Origin of the sequence: Maribacter thermophilus (assembly GCF_001020565.1) — a bacterium.
GTDB lineage: Bacteria > Bacteroidota > Bacteroidia > Flavobacteriales > Flavobacteriaceae > Maribacter > Maribacter thermophilus.
The window spans coordinates 1,557,014-1,583,752 of the sequence record NZ_LDAS01000001.1 but is presented as its reverse complement, the minus strand read 5'-3'; the positions used below and the strand labels follow the sequence as shown (position 1 = coordinate 1,583,752).

14 protein-coding genes and 1 tRNA gene are annotated in these 26,739 nt (G+C 38.8%); 9 read left to right on the top strand and 6 right to left on the bottom strand.

Features of this window, described 5'->3' with window-relative positions; genetic code table 11:
• The first annotated feature begins 3 nt into the window (after positions 1-3).
• The 7 genes from AB657_RS06815 to AB657_RS06785 all read left to right on the top strand — a co-directional run bounded on the left by AB657_RS06815 (position 4) and on the right by AB657_RS06785 (position 8,570).
• Entirely contained in the window at positions 4-1,329 is a 1,326-nt protein-coding gene (locus tag AB657_RS06815) for a (Fe-S)-binding protein (protein ID WP_047245804.1), read from the top strand.
• Between the two features lie 14 nt (positions 1,330-1,343).
• A complete protein-coding gene (locus tag AB657_RS06810) occupies positions 1,344-2,135 on the top strand; it encodes a (Fe-S)-binding protein (protein ID WP_047245803.1) in 792 nt (263 codons plus the stop codon).
• Between the two features lie 54 nt (positions 2,136-2,189).
• On the top strand, positions 2,190-2,672 hold the full coding sequence (locus AB657_RS06805) for an ABC transporter ATPase (protein WP_047245802.1): 483 nt from the start codon (positions 2,190-2,192) through the stop codon (positions 2,670-2,672).
• Between the two features lie 95 nt (positions 2,673-2,767).
• A complete protein-coding gene (locus AB657_RS06800) occupies positions 2,768-5,677 on the top strand; it encodes a glycoside hydrolase family 3 N-terminal domain-containing protein (RefSeq protein WP_047245801.1) in 2,910 nt (969 codons plus the stop codon).
• Between the two features lie 17 nt (positions 5,678-5,694).
• Entirely contained in the window at positions 5,695-6,834 is a 1,140-nt protein-coding gene (bshA, locus tag AB657_RS06795; RefSeq protein WP_047245800.1) for an N-acetyl-alpha-D-glucosaminyl L-malate synthase BshA, read from the top strand.
• A gap of 85 nt (positions 6,835-6,919) precedes the next feature.
• Complete coding sequence (locus tag AB657_RS06790; RefSeq protein ID WP_157491620.1) at positions 6,920-7,267, top strand: hypothetical protein; 348 nt, start codon at positions 6,920-6,922, stop codon at positions 7,265-7,267.
• A 121-nt stretch (positions 7,268-7,388) separates the two neighbouring features.
• Positions 7,389-8,570 (top strand): OmpA family protein, encoded by a 1,182-nt coding sequence (locus AB657_RS06785; protein WP_052958652.1) that lies wholly within the window; start codon positions 7,389-7,391, stop codon positions 8,568-8,570.
• Between the two features lie 99 nt (positions 8,571-8,669).
• Here the strand turns inward: AB657_RS06785 and AB657_RS06780 are convergent, their stop codons facing one another.
• From AB657_RS06780 to AB657_RS17950, 4 genes are all read right to left on the bottom strand, one after another.
• Positions 8,670-9,347 (bottom strand): fibronectin type III domain-containing protein, encoded by a 678-nt coding sequence (locus AB657_RS06780; protein WP_052958651.1) that lies wholly within the window; start codon positions 9,345-9,347, stop codon positions 8,670-8,672.
• Positions 9,344-12,709 (bottom strand): PQQ-dependent sugar dehydrogenase, encoded by a 3,366-nt coding sequence (locus AB657_RS17645; RefSeq protein WP_052958649.1) that lies wholly within the window; start codon positions 12,707-12,709, stop codon positions 9,344-9,346. Before AB657_RS17645 ends, AB657_RS06780 begins: the two co-directional genes overlap by 4 nt.
• Positions 12,710-12,809: 100 nt before the next feature.
• Entirely contained in the window at positions 12,810-14,348 is a 1,539-nt protein-coding gene (locus tag AB657_RS17640) for an FAD/NAD(P)-binding protein (protein WP_052958648.1), read from the bottom strand.
• A gap of 170 nt (positions 14,349-14,518) precedes the next feature.
• A tRNA-Leu gene (locus AB657_RS17950) sits at positions 14,519-14,608 on the bottom strand.
• Between the two features lie 213 nt (positions 14,609-14,821).
• Here AB657_RS17950 and AB657_RS17635 point away from each other — a divergent pair.
• The gene (locus tag AB657_RS17635; protein WP_052958646.1) at positions 14,822-20,770 is read left to right on the top strand and encodes a PKD domain-containing protein; all 5,949 of its coding nucleotides are present in this window, start codon (positions 14,822-14,824) and stop codon (positions 20,768-20,770) included.
• Between the two features lie 326 nt (positions 20,771-21,096).
• Entirely contained in the window at positions 21,097-21,885 is a 789-nt protein-coding gene (locus tag AB657_RS06755) for a glycosyltransferase family 32 protein (RefSeq protein ID WP_047245797.1), read from the top strand.
• Between the two features lie 78 nt (positions 21,886-21,963).
• Here AB657_RS06755 and AB657_RS06750 read toward each other — a convergent pair whose 3' ends face one another.
• Together AB657_RS06750 and AB657_RS06745 are read right to left on the bottom strand one after the other, a co-directional pair.
• Positions 21,964-22,728 (bottom strand): 4'-phosphopantetheinyl transferase family protein, encoded by a 765-nt coding sequence (locus AB657_RS06750; RefSeq protein ID WP_047245796.1) that lies wholly within the window; start codon positions 22,726-22,728, stop codon positions 21,964-21,966.
• Positions 22,706-26,683: a non-ribosomal peptide synthetase gene (locus AB657_RS06745; protein WP_047245795.1), complete on the bottom strand. Its 3,978-nt coding sequence runs from the start codon at positions 26,681-26,683 to the stop codon at positions 22,706-22,708. The genes AB657_RS06750 and AB657_RS06745 overlap by 23 nt, the downstream gene beginning before the upstream one ends.
• Positions 26,684-26,739 lie beyond the last annotated feature (56 nt).

Sequence of the window (26,739 nt, the reverse complement as noted above, 5' to 3'; positions counted from 1 at the left end):
GTTATGCAATATGTACCTAATTTTCTTTTTGTTGTCATTCTTGTGATAGGGATAGGGTTCTTTACTCGAAATATTTTTCGTTTAAGAAGAAATATTCTTTTAGGTAAGGATGTCGATGTCAGTGATAACCGGTCTCAAAGATGGGCTAATATGACCCGAATTGCCTTGGGGCAAACAAAAATGGTGGTTCGTCCAATTCCCGGTATACTCCATATTATAGTGTATTTGGGTTTTATCATCATCAACCTAGAAGTGTTGGAAATAATCATTGATGGTATTTTTGGCACTCACAGGGTTTTTGCGGGCTTGGGAGGTTTGTATGATTTTTTGATCGCCTCATTTGAAATATTGGCCTTGCTGGTAATTGTTTCCGTTACCATTTTTTGGATCCGTAGAAATATTATTCGGTTAAAGCGTTTTTTTAAGCCCGAAATGAAAGGATGGCCCAAGATGGATGGTAATTTGATCTTGTATATAGAGTTGGTCTTAATGCTTTTGTTCTTAACTATGAACGCAGCAGATTTTCAATTACAGCAGTTGGGTGCGGACCATTATGTACAGGCAGGGTCTTTTCCGGTAAGTAAATATATTTCTGCGTTGTTCGCAGATATGTCCATTTCTAATTTGATTTTGTTGGAACGGGTTACATGGTGGATGCATATTGTTGGTATATTGTTCTTTCTTAACTACCTATATTATTCAAAACATCTACATATTCTTTTGGCCTTTCCGAATACGTTTTATGGTAAATTAACGCCTAAGGGACAGTTTAAGAATTTAGAATCGGTAACCAATGAGGTTAAGCTTATGATGGATCCATCTGCAGATCCCTTCGCGGCGCCTGCCGAAGATGCTTCCGAACCAGAGAAATTTGGGGCATCTGATGTAACCGACCTAAATTGGGTACAACTTCTAAATGCTTATTCATGTACGGAATGTGGTAGGTGTACAAGTGAATGTCCCGCCAATTTGACCGGTAAAAAATTATCTCCCCGAAAAATAATGATGGATACCCGTGATAGGTTGGAAGAAGTGGGTAAGATCATGGATAAGAACAAGGGGGAGTTCAAAGAAGACGGAAAACAACTTTTAGACGATTATATAACCCGGGAGGAATTATGGGCATGTACCTCGTGCAATGCTTGTGTAGAAGCTTGTCCTGTAAGTATAGACCCATTGTCCATAATTATGGATATGAGACAATATTTGGTTATGGAGCAATCTGCGGCACCATCCGACTTAAATAATATGATGGGCAATATAGAAAACAACGGGGCGCCTTGGCCCTTTAACCAAATGGATCGTCTTAACTGGAGCAAAGAATCTTAAAAAAAAACAATGAAATGGCAAGTGAATTGAATGTACCTACAATGGCAGAAATGTTCGCTTCGGGCCAAAAGCCAGAAGTACTGTTTTGGGTAGGATGCGCAGGAAGTTTTGACGATAGGGCCAAAAAGATAACCAAGGCCTTTGTTAAAATACTGAACCAGGCAAATGTGTCATTTGCAGTTTTGGGAACAGAGGAAAGTTGTACCGGTGATCCGGCAAAACGAGCCGGTAACGAATTTTTATTTCAAATGCAGGCGGTGACCAATATAGAGGTGATGAACGCTTATGAGGTGAAAAAGGTAGTTACGGCCTGTCCACATTGTTTTAACACGTTAAAGAACGAATATCCGGGTCTTGGGGGTAATTATGAAGTAGTGCACCATACCCAGTTTCTTAAACAGTTGTTGGAAGAAGGCCGCATTACAATGGAAGGTGGTAGTTATAAGGGAAAACGTATAACATATCACGACCCTTGTTATTTAGGTAGGGCCAACAATGTGTATGAAGCTCCTAGAGATCTTATAAGAAAATTGGATGCTGAGCTGGTAGAAATGAAAAGCTGTAAGCAAAGAGGGTTATGTTGTGGTGCCGGAGGAGCCCAAATGTTCAAAGAACCCGAAAAAGGGGATAAGGATATCAACGTGGAGCGCACCGAACAGGCTTTGGAAACTAAACCCGAGATTATTGCCGCTGGTTGTCCCTTTTGTAATACCATGATGACCGATGGCGTAAAAAGCAAGGAAAAAGAAGCTTCGATAGCAGTTTTGGATATAGCAGAGCTAATTGCCAATGCCCAGGATTTATAGGTTTTTTCTTGAATAGAAAAAAGATAATACAAATATTAAAATATAGAAGGAATAATGTTAGTGGATTTTGATAGGTTATCGGATAGTTCAAGGGTATGGATTTATCAAGCCAATAGGAGTTTTACCCCAGAAGAGTTGGCTCAGATAAAAGAAGAGTTGAATACATTTATCGAGAATTGGACCGCTCATGGAAAGGATTTGGAAGCGGGGTATGAAATAAGGTATAATAGATTTTTGGTCATAGCCCTGGACCAAAGAAACCAAGCGGCCACTGGTTGCTCCATTGATGCCTCGGTTCATTTTATACAGGCTTTGGAAAAAAAGTACAACGTTGAGCTGTTAGACAAAATGAACGTGTCTTACAAGCAAGGTGAATATGTGGCCTACAAGACATTGTTAGACTTTAAGGCCATGGCCAAACAAAAGGCAATTTCAAAGAATACCATTGTTTTTAATAATCTAGTAGCCACAAAAGGAGAATATAAAGAGCACTGGGAGGTGCCTGCATCCGAGAGTTGGCACGCCCGTTTTTTGTAGTCCCAATCTTTTGTTAAACACCATTTTTATTAGGTTTTATCGGTGAAATGCAATAATTTTCGGGGTTTTAAGTTATTTCCATACATTCAAATTACATGCGCCCTTATATAGTTTGCATCATAACATTTTTTGGTTTTTTTCAACTTTTTGGACAAAATCCTTTGGTTAGTAAAGACAGCCTTGCCCAGGCAACATGGGTGAATGAGCAGTACCAAAGAATGTCTTTAGAAGAAAGAATAGGACAGCTGTTTATGGTTAGTGTTACCTCTGACCAAAAGACATCGAACGCCAACAAAATTAAAGAACTTATTAAGACCCATCATATCGGAGGGGTTATTTTTTCTAAAGGAGGTCCCGTAAGACAGGCTAGGTTATGCAACGAATTTCAGTCGGTTTCTAAAATACCTTTATTGGTCGGTATGGATGCCGAATGGGGGTTGGCAATGCGTTTGGATTCTACTTATGCTTTTCCATGGAACATGACTTTGGGGGCCATACAAGATGATAATATCGTAGAAAAAGTAGGGTATAGGATAGGGCAACATGCAAGGCGACTTGGGGTTCATATTAATTTTGCCCCGGACATAGATATCAATACAAACCCTAAAAATCCTATAATAGGAAATAGGTCTTTTGGGGAAACAAGAGACGTCGTAACCAATAAGGGAATTGCGTTTATGAAGGGGATGGAAAAAGCAGGAGTACTATCTAGTGGGAAACATTTTCCGGGACACGGAGACACGGCGGTTGATTCCCATAAAGATTTACCTTTGATACCCTTCTCAAGAGAAAGATTGGATAGCTTAGAGCTATATCCGTTTAAAAAATTAATAGATCAAGGGCTTAGCAGTGTAATGGTAGCCCATTTAGAAGTACCCTCTTTGGAGATAAAAGAAGGTTTACCTTCGTCATTGTCGGAACAAATTATTTCAGGGATCTTACAAGAGGAATTGGGGTTTCAGGGCTTGGTGTTCACAGATGCACTAAATATGAAAGGGGCTTCCAAGTTTGGTACAGATGGAGATGTAGAGTTGGCCGCATTTATGGCAGGCAACGATATCTTGTTAATGCCAGAGAATGTATCTGAGGCTAAAAACAAGTTGATTAAAGCTTATAATGATGGTAAAATCAGTGAAGAGAGATTGTCTTTGTCCGTAAAGAAAATCCTGATGTCCAAATACAAGGTAGGACTCCATAATTATCATTCCATTAAAATTGAAAATCTTTATGAGGACTTAAATTCTAGGGAAGATGATCTGATATATGAAGAGGCCATAGAAAATGCGATTACCGTTGTAAAGAATAAATTTGATCTCATAGGAATCAAAAACTTACAGAACAAGAAAATTGCTTATGTGAAGTTTGGCGATGCATCCAACGATGCTTTTTTTAATGCCTTGAACAAATATGCGGAGGTAACCCAAATAAACGGCAATAATATTACCGAAGTAAAGAACCAGTTATCAGATTATAATCTGGTAATTATTGGGCATCATAAAAGTAATGATAGTCCATGGAAATCGTATAAGTTTTCCGATAGGGAGCTATCGTGGTTACAGGAAATTTCTAATTTAAGGACCTCAAACCTTATTCTATGTGTATTTGCAAAACCGTATGCACTGTCCGCAGTTTCTACCTTTCAAAATATTGATGCCGTTGTAGTATCGTACCAAAACAGTAAAATAGCACAAACGAAAACGGCAGAATTGCTGTTTGGAGCCATTCCGGCCACAGGTAAGTTGCCCGTAAGCGCGGGCGCCGATTTTAAAGTGGGTAGTGGGGTTCAGATAAAATCGTTGAAAAGATTGGGGTATAGTATACCGGAGCGGGTTGGACTCAGTTCCGAGGGACTAAAGGAAGTTGACAAGTTGGTACAACATGGTCTAGATAGTCTTATGTTTCCGGGGGTTCAAGTTTTGGTGGCTAGAAAGGGGAAAGTGGTCTATAACAAGAGTTTTGGAAAACCTACGTATGATGCCAATACGAAAATCACCAATGAGAATATTTACGATCTCGCCTCCTTAACAAAAATATTGGCGACCTTACCCATGATCATGAAAATGGAAGAGGAGGGAAAAATAGCCTTGAACGATACATTTGAAGAACTTATTCCCGATTATTCCAATACCGAAATAAAAAATGTGACGGTATTAAAGGCTCTTTCCCATTACGGTAGGCTACCTGCCTGGATTCCTTTTTATGTGAGAACCCTCGATGAGGACAGAAAACCGTCCAAAGAATTTTATAGAAGTGAACCCATGCCGGGCTTTTCGGTTAAAGTCGCAGATCATTTGTATTTGACGGATGCTTATAACGACTCGATCTACAATCGTATTGGTCGACAAGATTTAAAGTCGAACAGGTATCGTTATAGTGATGTTCCTTATTATGTAATGAAGAAGTACATAGAAGACACCTACGGTAAAAAGTTGAATGTATTGGCCGATGATTTCCTGTATAAAAGAATCGGTGCAAATTACACTACCTATAATCCGTTAGAGAAGTTTCCTAAGAACAAAATAGTTCCTTCAGAAGAAGATAATTACTACAGATATCAGACGGTGCAAGGGTATGTTCATGATATGGGAGCTGCCATGCAAGGAGGAGTAGGTGGTCATGCAGGATTGTTCAGTAATGCCAACGATATTGCCAAAATTATGCAGATGTATTTGCAAAATGGGTATTATGGGGGTACAAAGTTTTTTGAGTCGAGAACGGTAAAAAAATTCAACACCTGCTATTTTTGCGATAAGAATGTGCGAAGGGGCGTTGGTTTTGATAAACCGCAACTAGAACATAGTGGCCCCACTTGCGGGTGTGTTTCTAGAAAAAGCTTCGGACATAGTGGTTTTACGGGTACATATACTTGGGCGGATCCAGAAGAAGAGATCGTATATGTCTTTTTATCGAACAGAACATACCCTACCGCTTCCAATACACTTTTAGTTAAATCTGGGTTAAGAACCAGGATTCAACAAGCTATTTACGACTCCATTGTAAATTAAAGAGTAGTTTTGTAACTATGAAAATTGCAATAGTATGTTATCCTACTTTTGGCGGAAGTGGGGTAGTGGCCACAGAATTGGGTATTGCCCTTGCAAATAGGGGGCACGAGGTTCATTTTGTCACTTATAGGCAGCCGGTAAGATTAGAGCTTCTGAACAATAATATTTATTTTCATGAGGTTCACGTTCCTGAGTATCCATTGTTTCACTACCAACCATACGAGCTTGCGCTTTCCAGTAAATTGGTAGATACCATTAAGCTTTATAATATAGATCTACTACATGTGCATTACGCGATTCCACATGCATATGCCGGGTATATGGCAAAAAAGATGTTGGAAGAAGAAGGTATGTATGTGCCTATGGTCACCACGCTTCATGGTACCGATATAACCTTGGTAGGAAAACATCCTTTTTATAAGCCCGCGGTTACTTTTAGTATCAATCAATCCGATGTGGTAACCTCGGTATCAGAAAGTTTAAAACAGGGCACTTTAGAAACTTTTGATATAAAAAAGGAAATAGAGGTAATTCCTAATTTTATAGATAAGAAAAAATACAATACTTCTTTCACAGATTGCCAACGTTCTAATATGGCCAAAGAAGACGAACGTATCATAACCCATATCAGCAACTTTAGGAAAGTAAAAAGAATTCCCGATGTCATTAAGGTTTTTAATGAGATTCAAAAGAAAATTCCGGCGAAACTGATTATGGTCGGTGAAGGACCCGAGAAAGAAGGGGCGGAAAGGTTGTGTGAAGACTTGAGAATTTCAAATAAGGTTATCTTTTTAGGGAATAGCAATGAGATAGATAAGATCCTATGTTTCTCGGATCTGTTTTTGCTTCCTTCCCAAACCGAAAGTTTTGGTTTGGCGGCTTTGGAAGCAATGATCAATAAGGTACCTGTTATTTCTAGTAATACCGGTGGCATACCAGAGGTGAATATTCAAGGCGTTACAGGCTATTTGAGCAATATTGGAGATATTGAGGATATGGCCTCCAATGCCATTTCCATTTTACAGGATGACGTTACGCTTGAGAGGTTTAAGAACAATGCCGTAAAAGAAGCGGAGAAGTTCGATATTCTTAAAGTGTTGCCTTTGTACGAAGAGGTTTATGAAAGAGCTTATAAAAGAAGGTTTAACAATGCTTAAGAGTTTATTTACCTGTTTTTTATGTATAATTTTTATAAGTTCATGTAAAAGTCAGGGGCGTCTAAAAAATACCAATACCGATGCCATGGAGCTAACATTTCTTTTAGAGGATAATTATAGCGGGCATGATAAGGAGGAATTTCTTACCATCAATGACCAAAATGAGTTGGAAAAGTTTTTTGGAAAAATAAATAGAACAAGAAAACCGGGGCTGCCCATTCCGGAAGTCGATTTTAAAAAAGAGATGGTAATCGTATGGTGTGGCGGAAATAAGGATGCTTCAAAACTTAGATTATCGGTTAAAAATACCACGGACCAAATTCTCTTTTTAAAAAAGGAAAGAATGACTATATCTAATTTAAAAGGGGCGGTGATCACTCCTTTTGTCATGTATAAGCTTCCCAAAACCCATAAGGTTGTTAAATTCAAGTAAGTTTCGTCGGTAAATTATACGAATTCATCTATCGACCGATAATAATTACCTTACAAAGTACTTTTTTTACAATCTAAATTCATTGTAGTAATTTTACGTTTCAATACCCAAATTATAGTATATGAGAATTAAAATTTTATTAAGTTTCTTGTTGGCATGTGCATTGGTCAATACCACTATTGCCCAAGAAGAATTGGAGATTACGGCTAAGGACAGTATTGTTCAAAGCTCTTGGATGTTTGGTATAGGATTTAATGCCGTTGACGATTCGGGGAATGTATTCGACGGACTTTTCAACGTCAGTGATGAATGGAATATGCTACCTTACCCGTCAAGAATTAGTATAGGAAGGTATTTTAAAAATGGTCTAGGACTTGAGGCCATAGGTACTATAAACAAGTACAAGGAAGGCAAGATAATAGATGGGGTAGTTAATCTAGAGGATAGCGATTATTATGCAATAGACGCTAGAGTTACTTATGACTTAAATAAGATTATAGGAGAGACGGGTTGGTTTGATCCTTATGTAGGAATTGGTGCCGGTTACACGGACGCGAACAATCTTGGGCGTGGTACCTACAATGCCGTGGTCGGTTTCAGAACATGGATTTCTGATCGATGGGGATTGGACTTCAATTCTTCCGGTAAATGGGCCATGAGTAAGGGTGATGGCGCTACCAATCACATTCAACATGCGGCCGGGGTCGTATATCAATTTGGTATAGAAAAAGGGCTCTCGAAAAAAGGGGAGGAGAAGAAAGAACTGATGGCCGCTATCGAGGCAGAAAGACAACGTCAGCAAGATTCGATAGCTGAAGTAAATAGATTGAAAGAAGAAGCTCTGTTGGCCGAAAGGTTGAAAAAAGAGAAGGAAGCCGCTGCTTTGGCCGCAGCTGAAAAAGCAAAACAAGATGCTGAAAATGCTAGAAGAAAATCTATAGAAGATCAGATAAAGAACAGTGGCTTGGTTTATTTTAACCTAAATTCCTCTGCTATAACTAGGGAATCTAAAGGTGTTTTGGATAAAATTAAAACCATACTGGATGAAAATCCGGAGTTGAAAATTAAAATTACTTCGCATACAGATTCTCGAGGCACCTCTAAATATAATGATTGGCTATCACAAAGAAGGGTCGATAACACCAAAGATTATTTGGTCAAAGCCGGTGTAGATACAGATAGATTGGCAACTGAAGCTTATGGTGAAAATCAGTTGTTGAACGAGTGTGATGACAATACATATTGTCCGGAAGAAAAGCACAAAGTAAATAGGAGGTCAGAATTTATAGTTCTTGAATTCTAGTAGTTTTTCTAAACTAAAGTATAGTTTAAGTGATAAAAAAATCCTGTTCATTTGAGAACGGGATTTTTTTTATGTTTTCGTATTTAATTTTAACTGTACTTATCCTACCGAAAAAGAAAAAATGGCAGAAGAGGATTCATTTCCTATACTGTCTCTAGTGACTATTTGCCAATAATATGTTTTTCCTGATGTAACCGGTATTCCACTATAGCTAGAGGTTTCTATATCTGAAATTAGTAACTCGGGGTCGGTGCTTTCCCCAAAATAAAGGTCGTAGCCAACAATATCATTATCCAAATCTTCTGCGTTCCATCTTAGGTTCACGGTAGTACTTGTTCTAGAAATAGAAGCACCGGAAATAGGGGATAGTGCAGTGGCGGGAAAAGGTATAAAAGATTCAATGCCATTGCCCTCGTTATAGAAGGTCCAAACCTCGCTACTTGTATTGTGTTTTCCGGTAACATACCAAGAATAGGGTGTGCCTTTTTCCAATACTATAGGTGTCTCTGTATTTTTACTCTCTATCAATACTGTTTCAGAATTGGAAATGTTTGTAAGGTGTACTATATAAGGTTCAGAGGACCTTTCATCGATCCATTCAAAAACTACTTCACTTTGTGTGTCGGAGACAGCGGAACCTTCGGTACATTCTGAATCCTTTTCAGGAAAAACAAGATTTATGCTAATATTGGCTTTGGTATATTCCAAGACATCCAAATCGGGACTGCATGAACTAAATATAAATCCGGATAAAATGAAGGCTAAACATCTTTTCATAGTTTGACTAGTTTGAAAGATTCGTTCATTTTTTCGTTCTTTAATCTTATAATATATATGCCTGAAGCAAATGAGCTGGTATCCAATGTTACCGGCGTTTGGTCTACTTCGTATTTTTTAGAGCTCAATAATACACCTGTTTCCGTAAAAATAGTTATTTCGACCCATGTAGAGGTTAGTGGTTTTAAATCTATGGTAAGATTGTTTTCTACTGGGTTGGGATATGCCAAAAAGGAATTTTCTAAAATTACGGTTTCTTCAAATTTTCCTAGGCAAGGTTGGTCTGAAAAAACAGTAATGTTATTGACATTTTCGTGTAGCAAAAGGTTTAATTCTTCTTTATCGGTGTAATGTGTACTCTTTCCGTTTATATCAATGGTGTATTCCGTACCACCTTTCATTTTTAAAGTGACACTGTTGGTAGATGAATTAAAATCTAGTTGTACTTCAAGCGGTTCGGGTTCGGTAATAATAATTTTAGAACAACTTTGATAGATAGAAGTAGGACCTAATGTTATGCATAGATCGTATGTTCCTTTTTGTAGCTCTGAAATTTCCAAAGATGTAGAAAAAGGAAAGGACGAGTCACCTTCTGGGCCACTTAGATTGGCGATGTAATCATTAGCTGTTTTTGCTTCTATATATACAGAGCCGTTGTTTGAGCCGATACAAGATGTTCCTGTGGATGTAATCTGAAATTGATCGATGGAAAAATCATTTGCCGAACAACCATTTTCATTAACTGTTTCCCCTTCTGGAGTATTTGGACAAATGTCGTTTGCATCTATGATTCCGTCATTGTCCTGATCATCACCTACTGTAATTACCAAGCTTTTGGTGCATCCTATTTCCGTAGTATAGATATACGCTCCTGATTGTTCTATTGTTATGGAGTTTATGGTGTGATCTCCATTAACAATAGTGCCATCGGGTAGCGTAAGGTTAAACGGAACATTGTTGGACAACATGCTTAAAACTACCTCACTGCCTTCTTTTACTATAATATTATTACTGCCACTATTGGATTCCCCGTTTATTCGATATTCGGTTATTATGTTGTCTTCCGTACAAAAAGTTTCAGACCAAACGGCTATATTGTTTGCTGGATTACCGCCAGCCGCCGTAAAATTACCACCTACTATAAGCTGTGTGTTGTTTTTGGTAAATAGTATAGAGTTCACCCTATTGTCTACCCCGACATTTGTTTTGGGGCCTAAGGCTTCCCACCCATTGGCAACACTCCATCGGGCTGTGTTCATCATTATTTTATTATTGTTTATGTCATCACTAGCGGTTTCAAAACTACCTCCGACGTATATATAGTTGTCATCCGATGTCATATCATTAACATTTCCGCTTAAACCGTTTCCTAGGGGTTCCCAAACTTGTGTAGTTCTATTGTACCTCGCAATTCTATTTACGGTTTGTGACCCGGATAAGGCAAAATTTCCTCCTGCATAAATATAGTTCTCATGCACTACTATGGCTTGTACAAATCCACTGGTGCCGGCTCCTAAACCAGACCAGTTTGATCCGTTCCATTGTGCAATTCGAGCAGCTTCATTTCCTCCGGCTGTATCAAAGTTTCCTCCAACATATAACGTATTGTTCTCGTCAAAAGCGATGGCTCTTATCTCGTTATTTGTGCCTATAATACCCGTTGAAGAATCGGTCAAGGCACTCCACAAGCCATCTTTGTATTGGGCAATATTGTTCACGGTAATGCCGTCAGCTGTTGTAAAGACTCCACCAACAATCAGCGTTCCTGTGGCATCAAAGGCTATTTTGGCTACAGGTCCATTGGTTCCGTCTCCCAAGGTAGACCAGTCAGAACCGTTCCAATAGGCAATATTGTTTGCATTTGTGCCTCCTATCTGGGTAAAATCTCCGGCAGCAAAAATATCTCCGTTATTGGCAATAGCCAGTGAGTATATTGTTCCATTACTTCCTTCTGCAAAAGATTCCCAATTACCATCTTCATTAATAATGGCAAGATTGGAAACATCTACACCTCCGGCATTTGTAAATGATCCACCAACATATATACTTCCATCTTCTGACTCTACCATGGTTTCTATGGTACCGTTTATTCCTGATGATATTTTTTTCCAGTTACCGATACCGTTTACCGGAGTTACTCCCGGACCACTACTTTCTGCTGTCAATTTATATATTTTAGCAGACGAACCATATCCAGAGAAATACAATTCTCCATATTCATCTTCTCCAAACGAGGAAATAAGTTCACCATTGGTTCTAAATAACAATTGGTTGTCCGTAGTTCCGTTTGCTTCATCATATTCCAGTGCCCAGACCCTTCCGGACACATAGTCGGCATATATGTATTTGTTTTGTAAATCGGAAGCGGACAGGGAGCCTCTATATACATATCCTCCTGTAATAGAAACATCACCTGCGCTATGGTCATAGAAAAAGATAGGCCCTATTTCTGGTGTTGTTACCAAAGAAGTGCTAGATCCATAACTGGGTTGGCTATTGGCTTCAAATTTGTTCCACCCGTAATTACCACCTTTGGTAATCAAATTTATTTCTTCATAAACGTTTTGTCCCACGTCGGCTCCCCATAACCTACCTTCTTCGTCAAATGAAAATTTCCATGTATTTCTGATGCCCCATGCGTATATCTCATCCAATCCGGATAAACCCACTCTGGGATTGTCGCTGGGGATTTCATAATTACCATCTGGTTCTTCAGGGTTTGTTTCAATGGGGTTGTCCCCATTAAGATCTACATCTATACGTAATATGCTCCCAAAGACGGTCTCTAGGTTTTGTCCGTTTCTTTGAGGGTCGCCTCCGCCTCCGCCGTCACCTATAGAAGCATAAAGGTAACCGTCGGGACCAAATGAGATTTTACCGCCGTTATGGTTAGAATCGGATTGATTTTTTGTAAATCTGGCGATAATGAATTCACTGTTGGGGTCCAGCATATTGGGGTTACTGCTAGATATAGTGTATCTAACGATATTGATTCTATAGTTGGAAGGTCTGTCGATATAATAGATAAACACATAACCGTTTTTTGTGTATTCTGGATGGAAAGCCATACCTAAAAGACCTATTTCTTGTCCAGAGCTGTAAGTTACTTTTTCCGATAGGTCTAAAAATGTCTCTATATCATCGTTTGTAGCGGTAGGTGAATTAGGGAGTACCTTGATGGTTCCGGGTTGTTCTACTACAAATAAACGATTGGATCCGTCTATCGATGCTTGTATTTCTACCGGGAGGTTGAAACTTAGGTTAGGAAAAGCGTTTTCATAAGACACTTGACCGGTCGTCAAGTTGGAGAAAAGAAATACAAATAAAACTATTAAAGGTAAAATATTCTTATTTGGAGACATGCAATCGTTTTTTATCAGTCCCAAATATACAGTTCATTATTGAACCTATTTGATTTATAACGCTTAAAAATTGACCGATAAAAGGGCTATAATCAATATATTAAATAGAGGTCATCAGTTTTTTTGATAATACCGAGCTGGACCAAATGATTCTAGCGCAATGTTCTAAGTGCCAGAAAATTTTGTCTTCTATTTGGTTGCCTGCCAACAAGGGGCCGGCAATAAACAAGTTTTTCGAAGCTTGCATATTTTCGTCTACGTGAAACCCTATTTTTGAAGGGTTGGGTCTACAAAGTCCCTCGTTAACAAGGCTTTTAAGAAAGGGTGATAGGTCATCAGCAGTTAAGTTAACGCTTCCGAGACAATTAATCACAATATTGAAATTTTCGCTACTTTCTTTGGAATCGGAAGATTCGCCGGTTTTATACTTCATGGACAGGCCATCTTGGTTTTCCGTTAACCCAACAAAGCGACCTTTTAAATGTTCAAATCTTTTAAGATTGGTCAATTCTTCTACTACCGATAGGTAATGATTACCTGCACAACGCTGTCTTCTACCTATTTGGTTGCCATGAAAACAGGCAAAGTTCAATAGTTCTTCTTTACTTAATTTTGGTAATAAAGCTCCAAAACCTTTAGAAATTATACCCACAGTTGTTGCTGCACCCAGTCCTATTTTTTCTGCTTCGTCAATATCTTTATGCGCGGCCTCTGCAATTTCACTGGCACTTAAATTATCGGCTTCGGCTAAAGATTGTAGGTGTTTGGCCTTAAACTGCTTGGCTTTTTCCGCATCAAAAGTTCCGTCGGGCATTACGCCATGCGACGATAGGGTTTTAAAAGTTGTATCATACTCTTTAATTGGTAGTTTGTCACAGATTTTATAAATCATTTCCAATCCACTTGCATTGGCTCCAAGAACGGCAATCTTGGTTTTTAGTCCCTGTTTTTTTCTATTTTTTATAAAGTTGGTGATTTGGTTCATGTTTTCTTCCATGCCCACGCCGTACGGTTCTTTGATGTATAGTGCTGTATTATTGTTTTTAATAGTGTCGTTATACAGTTTTTTATAAGGAAGGGAACCTATGGATAGTATTACTTTGTCAGTCTCGATTGCAGTGGCGTCCTCAAAAGCTATGTGAAATTTATCATCATTTTTTTTAATGCCTACTGTTTCTTTTTGAACATATGTAATGCTTACCTTGTTCGATGCAACTAATGTATCCAAACGTTTGCGGACCTCTTCATCTATATACTTACCGAAAAAAAACCGTGGAATGTATAAATCGTCCCATTGGTCTTTCTTGTATAAGGGACTATTTTTTTCTACCCACTGCGTGGCATATTGGCCACCATTTTTCATAAACTCTTCTGAAAGAGTATCTATATTGGCGTTCAGCCAATTCTTAAAGTGTGTTCTATGTGGCTCGGTAATAAAGTTTTTAAGGTCTTGTATTAAAAGAACCGATTTTCCCGAACGATTGCCATAAGGCATTCCCTTATAAAAATCTTGACTCTTATCAATGATGAAAAGTTCAATTTTTTTATCCATTTTTTTAGTGGACAAACTCTCTAAAAAAGGAATCAAAGTATAGCTAGTTGCTATTCCGGCGCCTACAAATGCAATTTTTTCAGACATTTTTCTTAAAATAAATTTGGTATAAAGTTCTTTAATTATAATTGAAGTTCAATGGCTAGTGCTTAATATTTGTCCAAGTCGATATAATTATCGATTATCTACTTGTAAGAAGGTTTTTTGGGGGAATTAAAACAAAGTAAAAAGGCCTGTATAAAACAGGCCTTTTTTAGCGGAGGAAGAAGGGATTCGAACCCTCGGAGGCGTTAACCTCAATAACAAAATACATTGTTATTTGCATTAGACCACTCTGCCATTCCTCCATTTCCAATTTCAAAACGCATCCTATTTGATAATATTGTTGATAAGTAGTTTTTTTTATACTAACAGGGTTTCTGTTTACTTCATGGATAAAGTAAATTTGGACCTCGTAAAATAAACGTGTTTATATGACTTTTGAACGATATTAATCTGTCGCTTAGTCATAAAGGTTTTTTTTTGTAGTACAAATTGCGCACTGCACATTATAAAAGATTATGAATAAAAATTACGCAACTAAGGCAAAATCGTTTAAGAATCTATTGCTTACCTCGAGTATTATCGGTTCAGCGGCATTGATTATGGGTTTTGGTCCAATGTTCTTTGGTCCCGGATTAACGGAAGCAGAACCTTTTGATTCTTTTACGGATACTGCTTTTTCACCAGCAGGAACGGCTACTGATCCTTATGAAGTGGCGTTTCCGAATTTGGATTTTGATACTCCCTTGAACTTTAATGTTGTGCCGGGGCAAAATAATATTGTAGTGGGGCAAAGGGACGGTAAGGTGTATTGGTTTCCCAATGATGATAATACTACAGATAAAAATTTAGTGATAGACCTTTCTGCGGAAGTAGGTGTTGTGTGGGATGGGGGTTTTCTTGGACTGGCCATACACCCCGATTTTGGAACGACAGGTAAAAATTACTTTTTTGTATACTATACAAGCGATTCAGGAAATAACGAATTGGATGGTCCTTTAGGGTTTTCTTGTGGAGTTGAAAACTTTCAGGGTAATTATCTTTATTTAGAACGTTTTGAGGTGGATCCGACCAATTTAGAGTATGTGGACAACTCAAGGGTTACCATGATAAAGAGAAGAATGTACAATACTACGCACCGTGGTGGTGGTATGGAATTTGGCGATGACGGGTTTTTATACCTATCTACCGGTGATCAAGCTGCTTATATAAATGCCCAGGATATTGCAGAGAATTTAGATGGTGGTGTGTTGAGGATCGATGTGGATATGGATCCAACGAAGAGTCATGAGCCGATAAGAACACTCTCTGATCCTGGGGCAGGTGATCCAGATGAGTTTTCGGGTCGGTATTATTATATTCCTGACGACAATCCTTTTCCGAGCCTTAACGGAGATAACTTTGAAGAGTATTACTCTTTGGGGCATCGTAACCCGCATAGAATGACGAAAGATAGGGCTACAGGCACTTTTTATATTGGTGAAGTAGGGGAGAGTACTCGTGAAGAGATCAATGTACTGTCTAAAGGTAAAAATTATGGTTGGCCTATGTATGAAGGTAATTTAGGCCCCACTGCAAGATGTGGTATGACAGAGTTGTACAACAATATGCCCCATGAGCAACCTTTGTTAGATTTTCAAAGAACGGAAGCCAGTTCTATTATTGGTGGTTATGTATATAATGGTTCCGATATGCCTAGTTTGCAAGGCAAATATATTTGTGCCGATTATGCTAAAAAGACGATTTGGCAAGTGAATACAGGGACAGGTGAAAAACAGGTGTTAGGTAACTTTACACCCTATGCACCGGTATCTTTTGGACAAGATTATCAAGGAGAACTTTATATTTTAAGTCAAGGAAACGGTGTTAAACTATATCGCTTAGCAGACCCTATAAGCTTGGAGGCTGCCCCAGAGAAACTTTCGGACACAGGGGTCTTTACAGATTTAAATAGCCTTACGGTTAGAGAAGGTTTTATCCCTTATACGATGGTAGACCCATTCTGGTCCGATGGAGCATACAAAACACGATGGATGGCCATACCCAATGATGGTACGCACGATACACCTGCGGAACAAATTCAGTTTTCGGAAAACGGCGATTGGGAATTTCCTGTAGGCTCTATTCTTGTAAAACATTTTGATTACCCGGTCGATGATAATGATCCCACGATTACAAAGAAAATAGAGACGCGTTTTTCAATTAAGGGAGCTGATGGCAACTTCTATTTTCTAACCTATAAATGGCGACCTGACGAAAGCGACGCTGATTTAGTGGACATGTCCGTAGGCGAAACAGCTGATATAGAGGTTGCAGCTGCGGGTGGTGGTAAACGTTATGTAGAGTGGTTGTATCCTTCCAATTCAGATTGTGTTACGTGTCATAATCCGGCTTTAGGAGGAACATTAGGGCCTCGTACTCGTTCTTTAAATAGAGATTTTGATTACTCTACACACGACCCTAGTGGTACGGAAGCAAATCAATTGGTGACATTAAGTGCTTTGGGTATTTTAAACGAGAACATTACAGATACCGATACCCCAAATTATTTGACACATGTCGCCATGAATGATGTAGAAGGAACGATAGATGAAAAGGCTCGTACTTATTTAGATAATAACTGTGCTTATTGTCACCAGCCTGCTACTGGAAATCGTGGGGATTTTGATCTTAGATTGTTCAATACCTTGGCACAAACGGGTCTTTTAACTGCAGGCATGAACGAGTCCGTTGGCTTAGGCCCGGATGAGCGTATTGTATACCCTGGAGACGCATCAAAATCACAGTTATACCATAGAGTACAGAGTACTACCCCAGGTGTAATGATGCCACCATTGGCCAAAGGGCAAGTAGATACGGAAGGTGCACAATTGATAATGGATTGGATAAATCAATTGCAACCGTTGGCCGAACCGCCTGCTGCCGGAAATTATAGAATTGTAAATAGAGGTAGTAACGAGACCCTACAAATTTTTGAGGGAAGCGTCGCGGAAAGAGCCAATGTTGTCAGTGGAGGTTACGAAGGGTTGCCAGAACAACATTTTGAACTGCAAGCGGCACCTGACGGATATTATTACCTAAGAGCGATGAATAGTACAAACAGGTATCTTGATGTGCAAGAGGGAGGCCTAGGGCCAAATACCAATGTGTGGCAGTATCGTGGAAACGGTACACCTGCACAGACTTGGGAAATAGTGGATGCAGAAGATGGTACATTTAATATTATAAGTACATTGTCGGGTTATTATTTGGGACAAGACGATACCGGAAACGTATTGGTGGTAGAAAATCCATTGGACGATAGTATACGATGGGAATTTATGCCAACGAGTGCACCTTTTACTATAGGTATAGATATATTGGATGACATACTTATAACCTCTGAAGATGGTACTACCGATGAATTTGATGTTGCTTTAAAATCGGCGCCATCAGAAGATGTTGTCTTACTGATTACTGGTACGGGAGCTACAGATGAATTTACACTTTCCGATACAGAACTGACCTTTACGCCCGCAAATTGGAATGTTCCACAAACAGTTACGGTCACGGGAGTAGATGATGCAGATGTGGACGGAGTTCAATATTATGATATTGAGATTGCCGTTGATGGCCCTCGTAGTGATAGTGCCTATGCCGGTTTTGTAGAGGTGTTTGGTGGTTACAATGAAGATAACGATGGAGGAGAAGGCGCTCCACCTGCGCCGGGTATTTACAGAATTATTAATGAAAGTAATGGCTTGTCCATAGAAGTTGCTAATGCCGAGACCGATAATATGGCAAATATAGAACAAGGGTTATACCAAGGTCAATCACATGAGCAATTTGAATTGGTGTACGAAGATAATGGACTATACTCCCTTATTGCGGTACACAGTGGAAGAGCCTTGGACGTAGAGTTGGGAAGTTCAGACCCAGGTACGAACATTTGGCAATATACGGCTAACGGAACTCCGGCTCAATTATGGAGTATAGAAGATGCAGGAGATGGTACCTATTTTATTGTTAGTGAATTGGCAGGACACTATTTAAGTATAGAACCAAATGGAAATGTTATTGTCGATGTAGAGAATGGCGATGATATATTTAAATGGAGATTTGATGAAGTAGATCCTTCGTCAAACTACGGGTTAGTTATAAATAAGGACGGAGTCTATACCGATGAAGATGGTGATACCGATACCTTTACGGTAGTACTTACAGAAGCTCCTACGGCTGCGGTAACAGTTGGGGTGTCTGCTACATCAGGTGCAGATGAGGTGACCTTATCACCAACGCAATTGAGTTTTGACCAAACAAATTGGGATGTACCTCAGACCGTTACGGTTACAGGTGTAGATGATGCAGATATGGATGGAGCCCAAGAGGTAGTCATAGAAGTTTCGGTTATAGCACCTGTCACCGATACTAATTACGGTATAGGATTGGGAGACGACATAAAAGGAACCAATTATGATAATGATGGAGGTGACAATGGGGCACCGCCACCAGGAATCTATAGATTACGAAATGTTGGCAACACCCTAAGTATTATGCCAGAGAATGGTGGACTTACAAGAGATACCAACTTTGTTACAGACGTGTATGATGCATCTAGCTATCAACATTTTGAACTGGTACCCGATGGAAATGGATTCTATAGTATTAAGGCTATCCATGACAATTTAGTATTGGATATAGAAGGGGGAAATCAGAATGCAGGAGCCAATGTATGGATGTACACAGGTAATTTTAATGATGCCCAGTTATGGGATGTAGTAGAGGCAGGTGATGGTAGTTATTATATTATCAGTGTCTTCCCTGGCGGCTATTATTTAACGGTAGAACCAGATGGCAATGTAATTGTAGATGCAGATGATGGTAGTGATCTATATAAATGGCAATTCTTACCAACAGGGTTTGAACCTGAGGCCGTGGCCAGTGCCGATATTATTAGCGGAAATGAGCCATTGACCGTACAATTTACGGGTAGTGCCTCTACTGATGATAAAAATGATATTGTAGGTTACCTCTGGGATTTTGGTAATGGAGATTCCTCAACAGAGGTGAACCCTCAGTATGACTTTACTACAGGTGGACCCTATGCGGTTACATTAACGGTTACCGATGGTGACGGTTATACCGATACTAGTGATGCTATATTGATTACAGTGAACGGTACACCGGAATCTGTAGCCAGTTCAGATATTACTAGTGGAAATACACCTTTATTGGTGAATTTTACAGGAGATCAATCATCGGATGATAACGGTATCATAGGTTATTTGTGGAATTTTGGAGATGGTAATACTTCTTCGGAAATCAACCCTTCACACACCTTTAACAATCCAGGAGAATATGAGGTTGAATTAACGGTTACCGATGCAGGTGGACTGTCGGATACTTCTACATTGACCATTACGGTGAATGGTGCACCTTATGCTAGCATAATAGCGGACAATACGGGAGGAGAAGCTCCGGTAGAGGTCAATTTTGATGGTAGTTCGTCTACAGACGATGTGGGTATTGTATCGTATTTGTGGGATTTTGGCGATGGAGCCAGTTCAACAGAACAAAGCCCTACCCATACTTTTACAACACCAGGTGTCTATGAAGTGGTACTTATCGTTACAGATGAAGGAGGTTTAGAAGATACCGCAACTACTACAATTACGGTAGTGGATGTTAATGAAGCGCCTGTGGCGGTAGCCGATGCAAATATTCAGAGTGGGGTGGCACCGGTAGAAATTATTTTCAATGGAGACCAATCTACAGATGATGTTGGTATAGTTACATATTCATGGGATTTTGGAGATGGTACAAGTGATTCAGGGGACAGTCCCGCACATACGTATACACAGCCAGGTGTCTATGAGGTAGTACTTACCGTTACCGATAGTGCAGGGTTAATGGATAGTGACTCTATTACAATAACTGTTGTAGATAATGAAGCACCTATAGCCATAGTTAGTGCAGATGTCACCGAAGGTGAGGCACCGTTGTTGGTGACCTTTACCGGTGATCAATCTACAGACGATGTAGGCATTGTTTCATATAATTGGGATTTTGGAGACGGTGTAACGTCTTCTGATGCCAATCCAGAACACACCTTCGATGTAATTGGCACTTATGATGTGATTTTAACCGTTACGGATGATGCAGGGTTACAATCGACAGCAAGCGTAGCTATAACAGTAACAGAAGAAAATGTTACTTTAGAACAGCCCTCTTTTGAATTTATATTGGCACCTAATCCTTCTACCGAATATGTAGAGGTTATCATGAAAGATAACTTTGATATGGATGAAATAATAGGTGTTATGATCCATGATAGCGCTGGTAGGCTTATTAGACAATTTATGGTCGATGAAGTGCTGCAAGGCGATAGATTGCGAATACCAACAGGTCTTTATAGGAAAGAAGTGTATGTTGTAACGTTATTGTACAAAAACAATGAGCCAGATTCAAAACGTTTAATTATTCAATAGGTTCATATAAATTATAATTTCTTCAAAAGGCCGTTCAAGTATATTGAACGGCCTTTTTTTGTTGCAAGGTGTCCTATTTCAAGTTAGATAGGGATTATGGTACGTGTTTTTTCTTTCTCTTTTGTAGGAAATATAATTAGTTGAAATACAGTATTTTAATATGTTTATTTTTAAAATGGTAGTGTGTTTTACTGTGTTGAATAAAGAATCTATAGTTCATCTTATAAAAGCATTGGTTGAACGTTTATTTTAAATAAATGGCTTTATAAACGGTAATTTCATAGTCCCCCCCGAGTTTAACGATAGTGCAATAAAAAAATTTATGTATGATACCTAAAATCATTCATTATTGTTGGCTTAGTGGTGAGGAATTTCCACTAGACATAAAAAGAAATATAGCATCTTGGAAATCGCTGTTACCTGATTATGAATTCATGCTTTGGGATACGGAACGTTTTAATTTGGAAGAATGGCCATTTGCAAAAGAAGCTTTCGAAAAGAAAAAATATGCCTTCGCATGCGATATAGTTAGGTTGTATGCAGTGCTTAAATATGGAGGCATTTATCTAGATACAGATGTCCAACTTCTTAAGAAATTTGATAACCTGTTACACTTGCCCTATTTTGTCGGACTGGAGTATGCCAATATCATCGAGGCGGCCGTATTTGGGGCCGAGAAAAATTCCGAATGGTTGGCACATTGTCTAAAGTATTATGACAACAGATCCTTTGTTAAAGAGGATGGTAGTATGGATATAGTGATAATGCCTACTATTATGAAGTTACAACTACAGAAGATAAGACAGATTGTGCCAATGACAAAAGAGGAGGTAGGTATGGTGGATCGGTTAATTAATGATGAGAGCAAGTTTTATTTGTTTCCATGTGAGTACTTTAGTCCTAAAGATGTTGAAACCGGAAAAATACACACTACAAAGAATACCTATGCTATTCACCATTTTAATAGTTCTTGGTTACCTTATTTTTCTAAGTTAAGAAGGAGAATAAAACTTATTCTAGGGGTAAAGATGGTTAATAGGATGTTAAAGATATATTGGGTTAAAAACACGCTCCAATTCTTTAAAAGAATAGAGATGCAATTTGATTCCAAATAATATTTTTTAAGAAACTCCAAAGTTGTATGGTAGCCAGTAGCTTACTATGTAATGGTTAAGTATGACAATCGCATTTAATTAAAACGATGATATGGATGGAAGTGGTGAGAACTGCAGGGAAACGATATCTTCATGATTTCCTTCGTATGCTACAGCTCCAATATATTCTTCGTTAATATCAAAACTTAAAACCGTTAGATCGGTAATATCCGCCAATAATTGAGATGTAACCAAGTGGTGCCCTTCGGAGGATGGAATTTGTCTAAAATCGTCCTCTATACCTTTTCCGGTTGCCTTTACAATAGCTTCTTTGCGGGTCCAAAACTTATAGAACAACTTCTGCTTGTCCGTGGCACTTTCTAGTGCCAGAACTTCATTTTTATTAAATATATAAGGTATGGTTTCGGTAAAGTCGTTTTCCCTATCTATTTTTTCTACGTCTATTCCTACAGCATTGTTTCCTATTGCAATTAAGCCATAATCATTGGTATGGGAAACATTGAAAAATACGGATGGATGGGAGCGGAGATAGGGTTTTTTGTTTTGGTGTATGTCGATATGTATCTGTGAAATGTCTAATTTGGTATATTCCGCCAACAAGAGTTTAAGGAATGACCGGCATATAATAAACCTATTCCTGTCCTTTTTAAAATGGTACTTTTGTGAACGCTGTAATTCTACTTTATCTAGGTAGATTTCCAGGTCAGGGCTCCGATCGTAAAAGTCGGATAGTTTTATTTTGAATAGCTTTATTTCAGATTTGTTTTCAGAAATAGTTGTAGTAATATCAATAGGAGTCTCTACTGTACCGCAAAATAACCTACTCTTTGTTTTCTGTATCATAATTGTCCAAAACGTCTTGTAGGCTATTTGCAAATACTTCTACGTTAGGCGACGAGAACATATCAATATGGTTACCAGGTACCATATGTTTACGTATGCCTTTTTTAGCTATATTTTTCCACCCCAATAAATTATAATCATGCGCGAAATAAATATCCTGTTTGGCCCTAAAGAGGTCCACTACCATATCTTGTGGAACAATCGTGTAACGATCGGTGGCTTGGTTATGCATCGTATCCATTTTCAATGAACGGTTATGTTGCATTTCATGTTGTTTTTCCTTACCGATTTTCATTCGTAGGAATAATCCGGAAACATGGAGCTTTATCAACTGAACCCTTCTTTTAAAATTTTTCGCACTACTGAACATATTCAAGAAGATAAAAGTTACCCTTCCTAAAAGATATAGGAACGATACAACTTTTTTCTTGAAAGGGTTTTTATAGTAGTAATACGGAAAGACGTAGCTATCAAAGAGAGCTAATATTTTTACTTCTTTGCCTTGTTCCCTTAATTGTCTGGCCATTTCAAAAGCTACGATTCCCCCTAACGAAAATCCGGCGAGGGCATAAGGTCCTTCAGGGTTTGATGCTATAATCTCAGAGACATAATGTGCTGCCATTTCATCAATAGAGTCATGTGGTTCCGAAACGCCGTTAAGACCTTTTGGTTGAAGTGCGTAGACGGGTTGGTCATCGTCTAATTGCTTGGCCAGGTCATTAAATATAAAAACATTGTGATGAGCTCCGTGTACTATATATAATGGAGGTTTGTTTCCTTCTGGTTTTAATGGCACCAATGAATCCCAAGTAATGAATTCACTATCCATATATGCTGCCAATTTTTTAACCGTTGGGTTTTTCAACAAGGCAACTAACGGCAATCTATTGCCTGTTTCTTTTTCTAGTTGCGTCATTACCCTCACGGCTATCAATGAATGTCCTCCGAGTTCAAAAAAGTCGCTATTAACATTTATTTTATCTATACCAAGACATTCTTGCCATATGGAGGCGATAATTTTTTCTGATTTTGTGCTAGGGTCAACAAAACTTGTAGCAGTATTTTTTTTAGATAAAAGACTAAGTAATTCTTTCCTGTCAATCTTGCCATTTAATGTTGTTGGAAATTCTTGTACCAAATTAAACTGCTGGGGTACCATATGAGGGGGCAGTTGTTCCCTTAAAGTTTCTTTCCAACTGTTTATTTGTTCGGTGCTTGTATCTCCTATATGCGCAGGAATTAGGTTTGCGACCAAATTATCTCCATTCAACAATACTACGGATGATTGCACGCCATCTAAAGAATCCAGGGCTTGTTCAATTTCACCGAGCTCAATACGATGACCCCTGATTTTTATTTGTTGATCTATACGACCCAAACATTGAACTTCTCCTGAGGGAAGCAATTTGGCCAAATCTCCAGTGTGATAAAGAATAGGTCCTAAATCTGATTCAAAAGGATTTTTTGTGAATTTTTCAGCTGTTAGGTCTTGTCTTTTCCAATATCCTTTGGCGACACCATCTCCGGCAATGCACAGCTCACCCGTTTTACCGGGTTCTACCAGCTGATTGTGCTCATTTACAATATAAATTTGAGTATTGGCAATAGGTTTTCCAACGGTTATCAGGTCGTCTGATTTTGAAATTTGCTTAACGGCGGACCAAACTGTGGTTTCGGTAGGGCCGTACATGTTCCATAACTCATCTACTCTTTCCAATATATTTTTCGCCAATACAATAGGTAATGCTTCACCTCCACACAAGGCTTTTATGGGCAAGGGTTTTTTCCAACCAGCATCTAAAAGCATTTGCCAAGTTGTTGGAGTGGCCTGCATCATTGTTATAGACTCATCTTCCATGACCTCTAACAAAAGACGGCTGTCCCTGGCGGTTTCTTCATCCGTCAATACCAATGAAGCACCTTTTAATAAGGGAACAAAAAGTTCTAAACCTGCAATATCAAAGGATATCGTTGTAATGGAGAGTAGTTTGTCGGTTTCTTTGATACCGGGCTCTTGTAACATGCTAAACAGAAAATTGACCAAATTCTTGTGCGTTACAGGAACTCCCTTTGGTTTTCCGGTAGAGCCGGAAGTGTACAGCAAATAAACTACTTCACTATTGTCAACTTTTATATTGGGAGATGCATTGGGATATTTTGATAGGCCTTTAAAGATGTCTTCTAAAAGTAAAGTCTTGGAATTGGACTTTAAGGAAGAGGATAGGTTTTTGGTCGTTATCAAATATTTGGCTTCAGAGTCCTCTAACATATACTCTAACCGTTTGCTAGGGTAGTTAGGGTCTAAAGGTAGGTAGGCGGCACCACATTCCATGATGGCAATAAGCGTAACTACAAGTTCAATTGAACGCGGTAATGAGACGGCAATATAATCGCCAGGCGCCACCCCTTGTTCTATAAAATAATGAGCCAATTGATGACCTTGCTTTTCTAAATTTTCGTAAGAAATGTTAGAATCGCCAAATTTTATGGCTTGTTTTAAAGGTGTATTTTGAGCTTGTTCGGCTAAAAGTTCATGTAATGCCAGTTGTGGATAAGAAACCACAGTGTTGTTTAGCTCCGCATAAGGTTTAGTATCTATCTTTACGATATTTCCTATTTCGATACTTGGGTTGGCAACAATACCGTGTAGTACTTCTTTAAAAGAAACCATCATTTGCTCTATGGTAGAAGAGGAAAACAACGCAGAGTTATAGGCCCATTCTAGAATGAGTTCATCTTCTGTTCCGGTCGCGTTTAGAAAAAGCTCAAAAGCTTCAAATGCCCTAGGGTTGCTCTTTAGCTTATAGTCCAATCCATCAAATGAAACCGCATTGGCCATGCCCATATCTATATTGAACATGATCGGTACCAATGGTACCCGAGAAGGATCTCTTGCAATGGCCAGTTTTTGAAGTAATTGGCCAAAACTAAATTGCTGGTGTTCGTAGGCATCGAACAATGCAATTTTTCGGGTTTTTAAATATTCGTTAAAAGGAATATTTGCAGCAATTTTGGTCCGTAATGGTAACAGATTTACACAGTGTCCTATCAATTGGGTTTTTCCGCTTAGGGATTGGCCTGCGGCCGGTAGCCCCAAAACTAGGTCATCTTGTCCTGTTTGTCGGTAAAGAAAAACTTCAAAAGCGGCCATCAAGGTAACTACAAAACTGGCACCTGATTTTATTCCAACTTTTTTTAGGTCTGCTACTAAATCACTGTCAATAGCAAAATCTAAGCGATTGCTTTTAAAAGTTCTTAATTGAGGTCTTGGGAAATCGGTAGGAAGTGTTACGGTCGGAACCGATTTTTCATATTGTTTTAACCAATATTGTTCTGTGGCAATATAGTCTTTACTTTGAATAAACTCTTGTTCTTCTTCGGCATAGGAGCTATACATTTCGGGTTCTGGAACATCTGGTGTTTTCCCTGATGTATAGGCTGAATAGAAACTTCCTATTTCCTCGAGCATAATACCTGTAGACCAACCATCACATATAATATGATGGGCCGTGAGCACTAATTGGTGTTCCAGTTCCGATAATTTCAATAAACCTATCTTAAATAATGGCCCTTCTACCAAATCGAAAATATAATGGGCATCTTCAGACAAATAACCTTTTATGGACCTATTTTTTTCCGCTTCGTCAAGTTGCGAAAAATCCTTGTACACAGGTGTAATGGGTAGCTCCTCAAAGACGGTCATAAAACGCCCGTCCCTACTAAAGGTAGATCTTAGTGCTTCATGACGTTGAACTAACTTCTGTATGGCATCCTCTAGTCCTGCTTTATTCAAATGGCCCTTTAAGATAAGGGAAACAGATTCATTATAGGCCCGGTTTGCATCTTCTCCCCCCAACTTACAGGCAATCCATACTTCAGCTTGCGCTTGTACTATTGGAATTATTTTTTCGATTGCAGGTCCGACAAACGGATTAAAGGCAACTATGTCTTGCATTATATTGTTTATTGTTTTACTTCGTTAGACTTATGCTATCAAAGTAATTCGGTTAT

Bases quoted from the DNA above. Each gene is read 5' to 3' on its own strand.
- AB657_RS06805 (WP_047245802.1), top strand. From the start codon at position 2,190: ATGTTAGTGGATTTTGATAGGTTATCGGATAGTTCAAGGGTATGGATT.
- AB657_RS06780 (WP_052958651.1), bottom strand. From the start codon at position 9,347: ATGAAAAGATGTTTAGCCTTCATTTTATCCGGATTTATATTTAGTTCA.
- AB657_RS06750 (WP_047245796.1), bottom strand. From the start codon at position 22,728: ATGATACAGAAAACAAAGAGTAGGTTATTTTGCGGTACAGTAGAGACT.
- AB657_RS17645 (WP_052958649.1), bottom strand. From the start codon at position 12,709: ATGTCTCCAAATAAGAATATTTTACCTTTAATAGTTTTATTTGTATTT.
- AB657_RS06745 (WP_047245795.1), bottom strand. From the start codon at position 26,683: ATGCAAGACATAGTTGCCTTTAATCCGTTTGTCGGACCTGCAATCGAA.
- AB657_RS17635 (WP_052958646.1), top strand. From the start codon at position 14,822: ATGAATAAAAATTACGCAACTAAGGCAAAATCGTTTAAGAATCTATTG.
- AB657_RS06810 (WP_047245803.1), top strand. From the start codon at position 1,344: ATGGCAAGTGAATTGAATGTACCTACAATGGCAGAAATGTTCGCTTCG.
- AB657_RS06800 (WP_047245801.1), top strand. From the start codon at position 2,768: ATGCGCCCTTATATAGTTTGCATCATAACATTTTTTGGTTTTTTTCAA.
- AB657_RS06790 (WP_157491620.1), top strand. From the start codon at position 6,920: ATGGAGCTAACATTTCTTTTAGAGGATAATTATAGCGGGCATGATAAG.
- AB657_RS06815 (WP_047245804.1), top strand. From the start codon at position 4: ATGCAATATGTACCTAATTTTCTTTTTGTTGTCATTCTTGTGATAGGG.
- AB657_RS06755 (WP_047245797.1), top strand. From the start codon at position 21,097: ATGATACCTAAAATCATTCATTATTGTTGGCTTAGTGGTGAGGAATTT.
- AB657_RS06785 (WP_052958652.1), top strand. From the start codon at position 7,389: ATGAGAATTAAAATTTTATTAAGTTTCTTGTTGGCATGTGCATTGGTC.
- AB657_RS17640 (WP_052958648.1), bottom strand. From the start codon at position 14,348: ATGTCTGAAAAAATTGCATTTGTAGGCGCCGGAATAGCAACTAGCTAT.
- bshA (WP_047245800.1), top strand. From the start codon at position 5,695: ATGAAAATTGCAATAGTATGTTATCCTACTTTTGGCGGAAGTGGGGTA.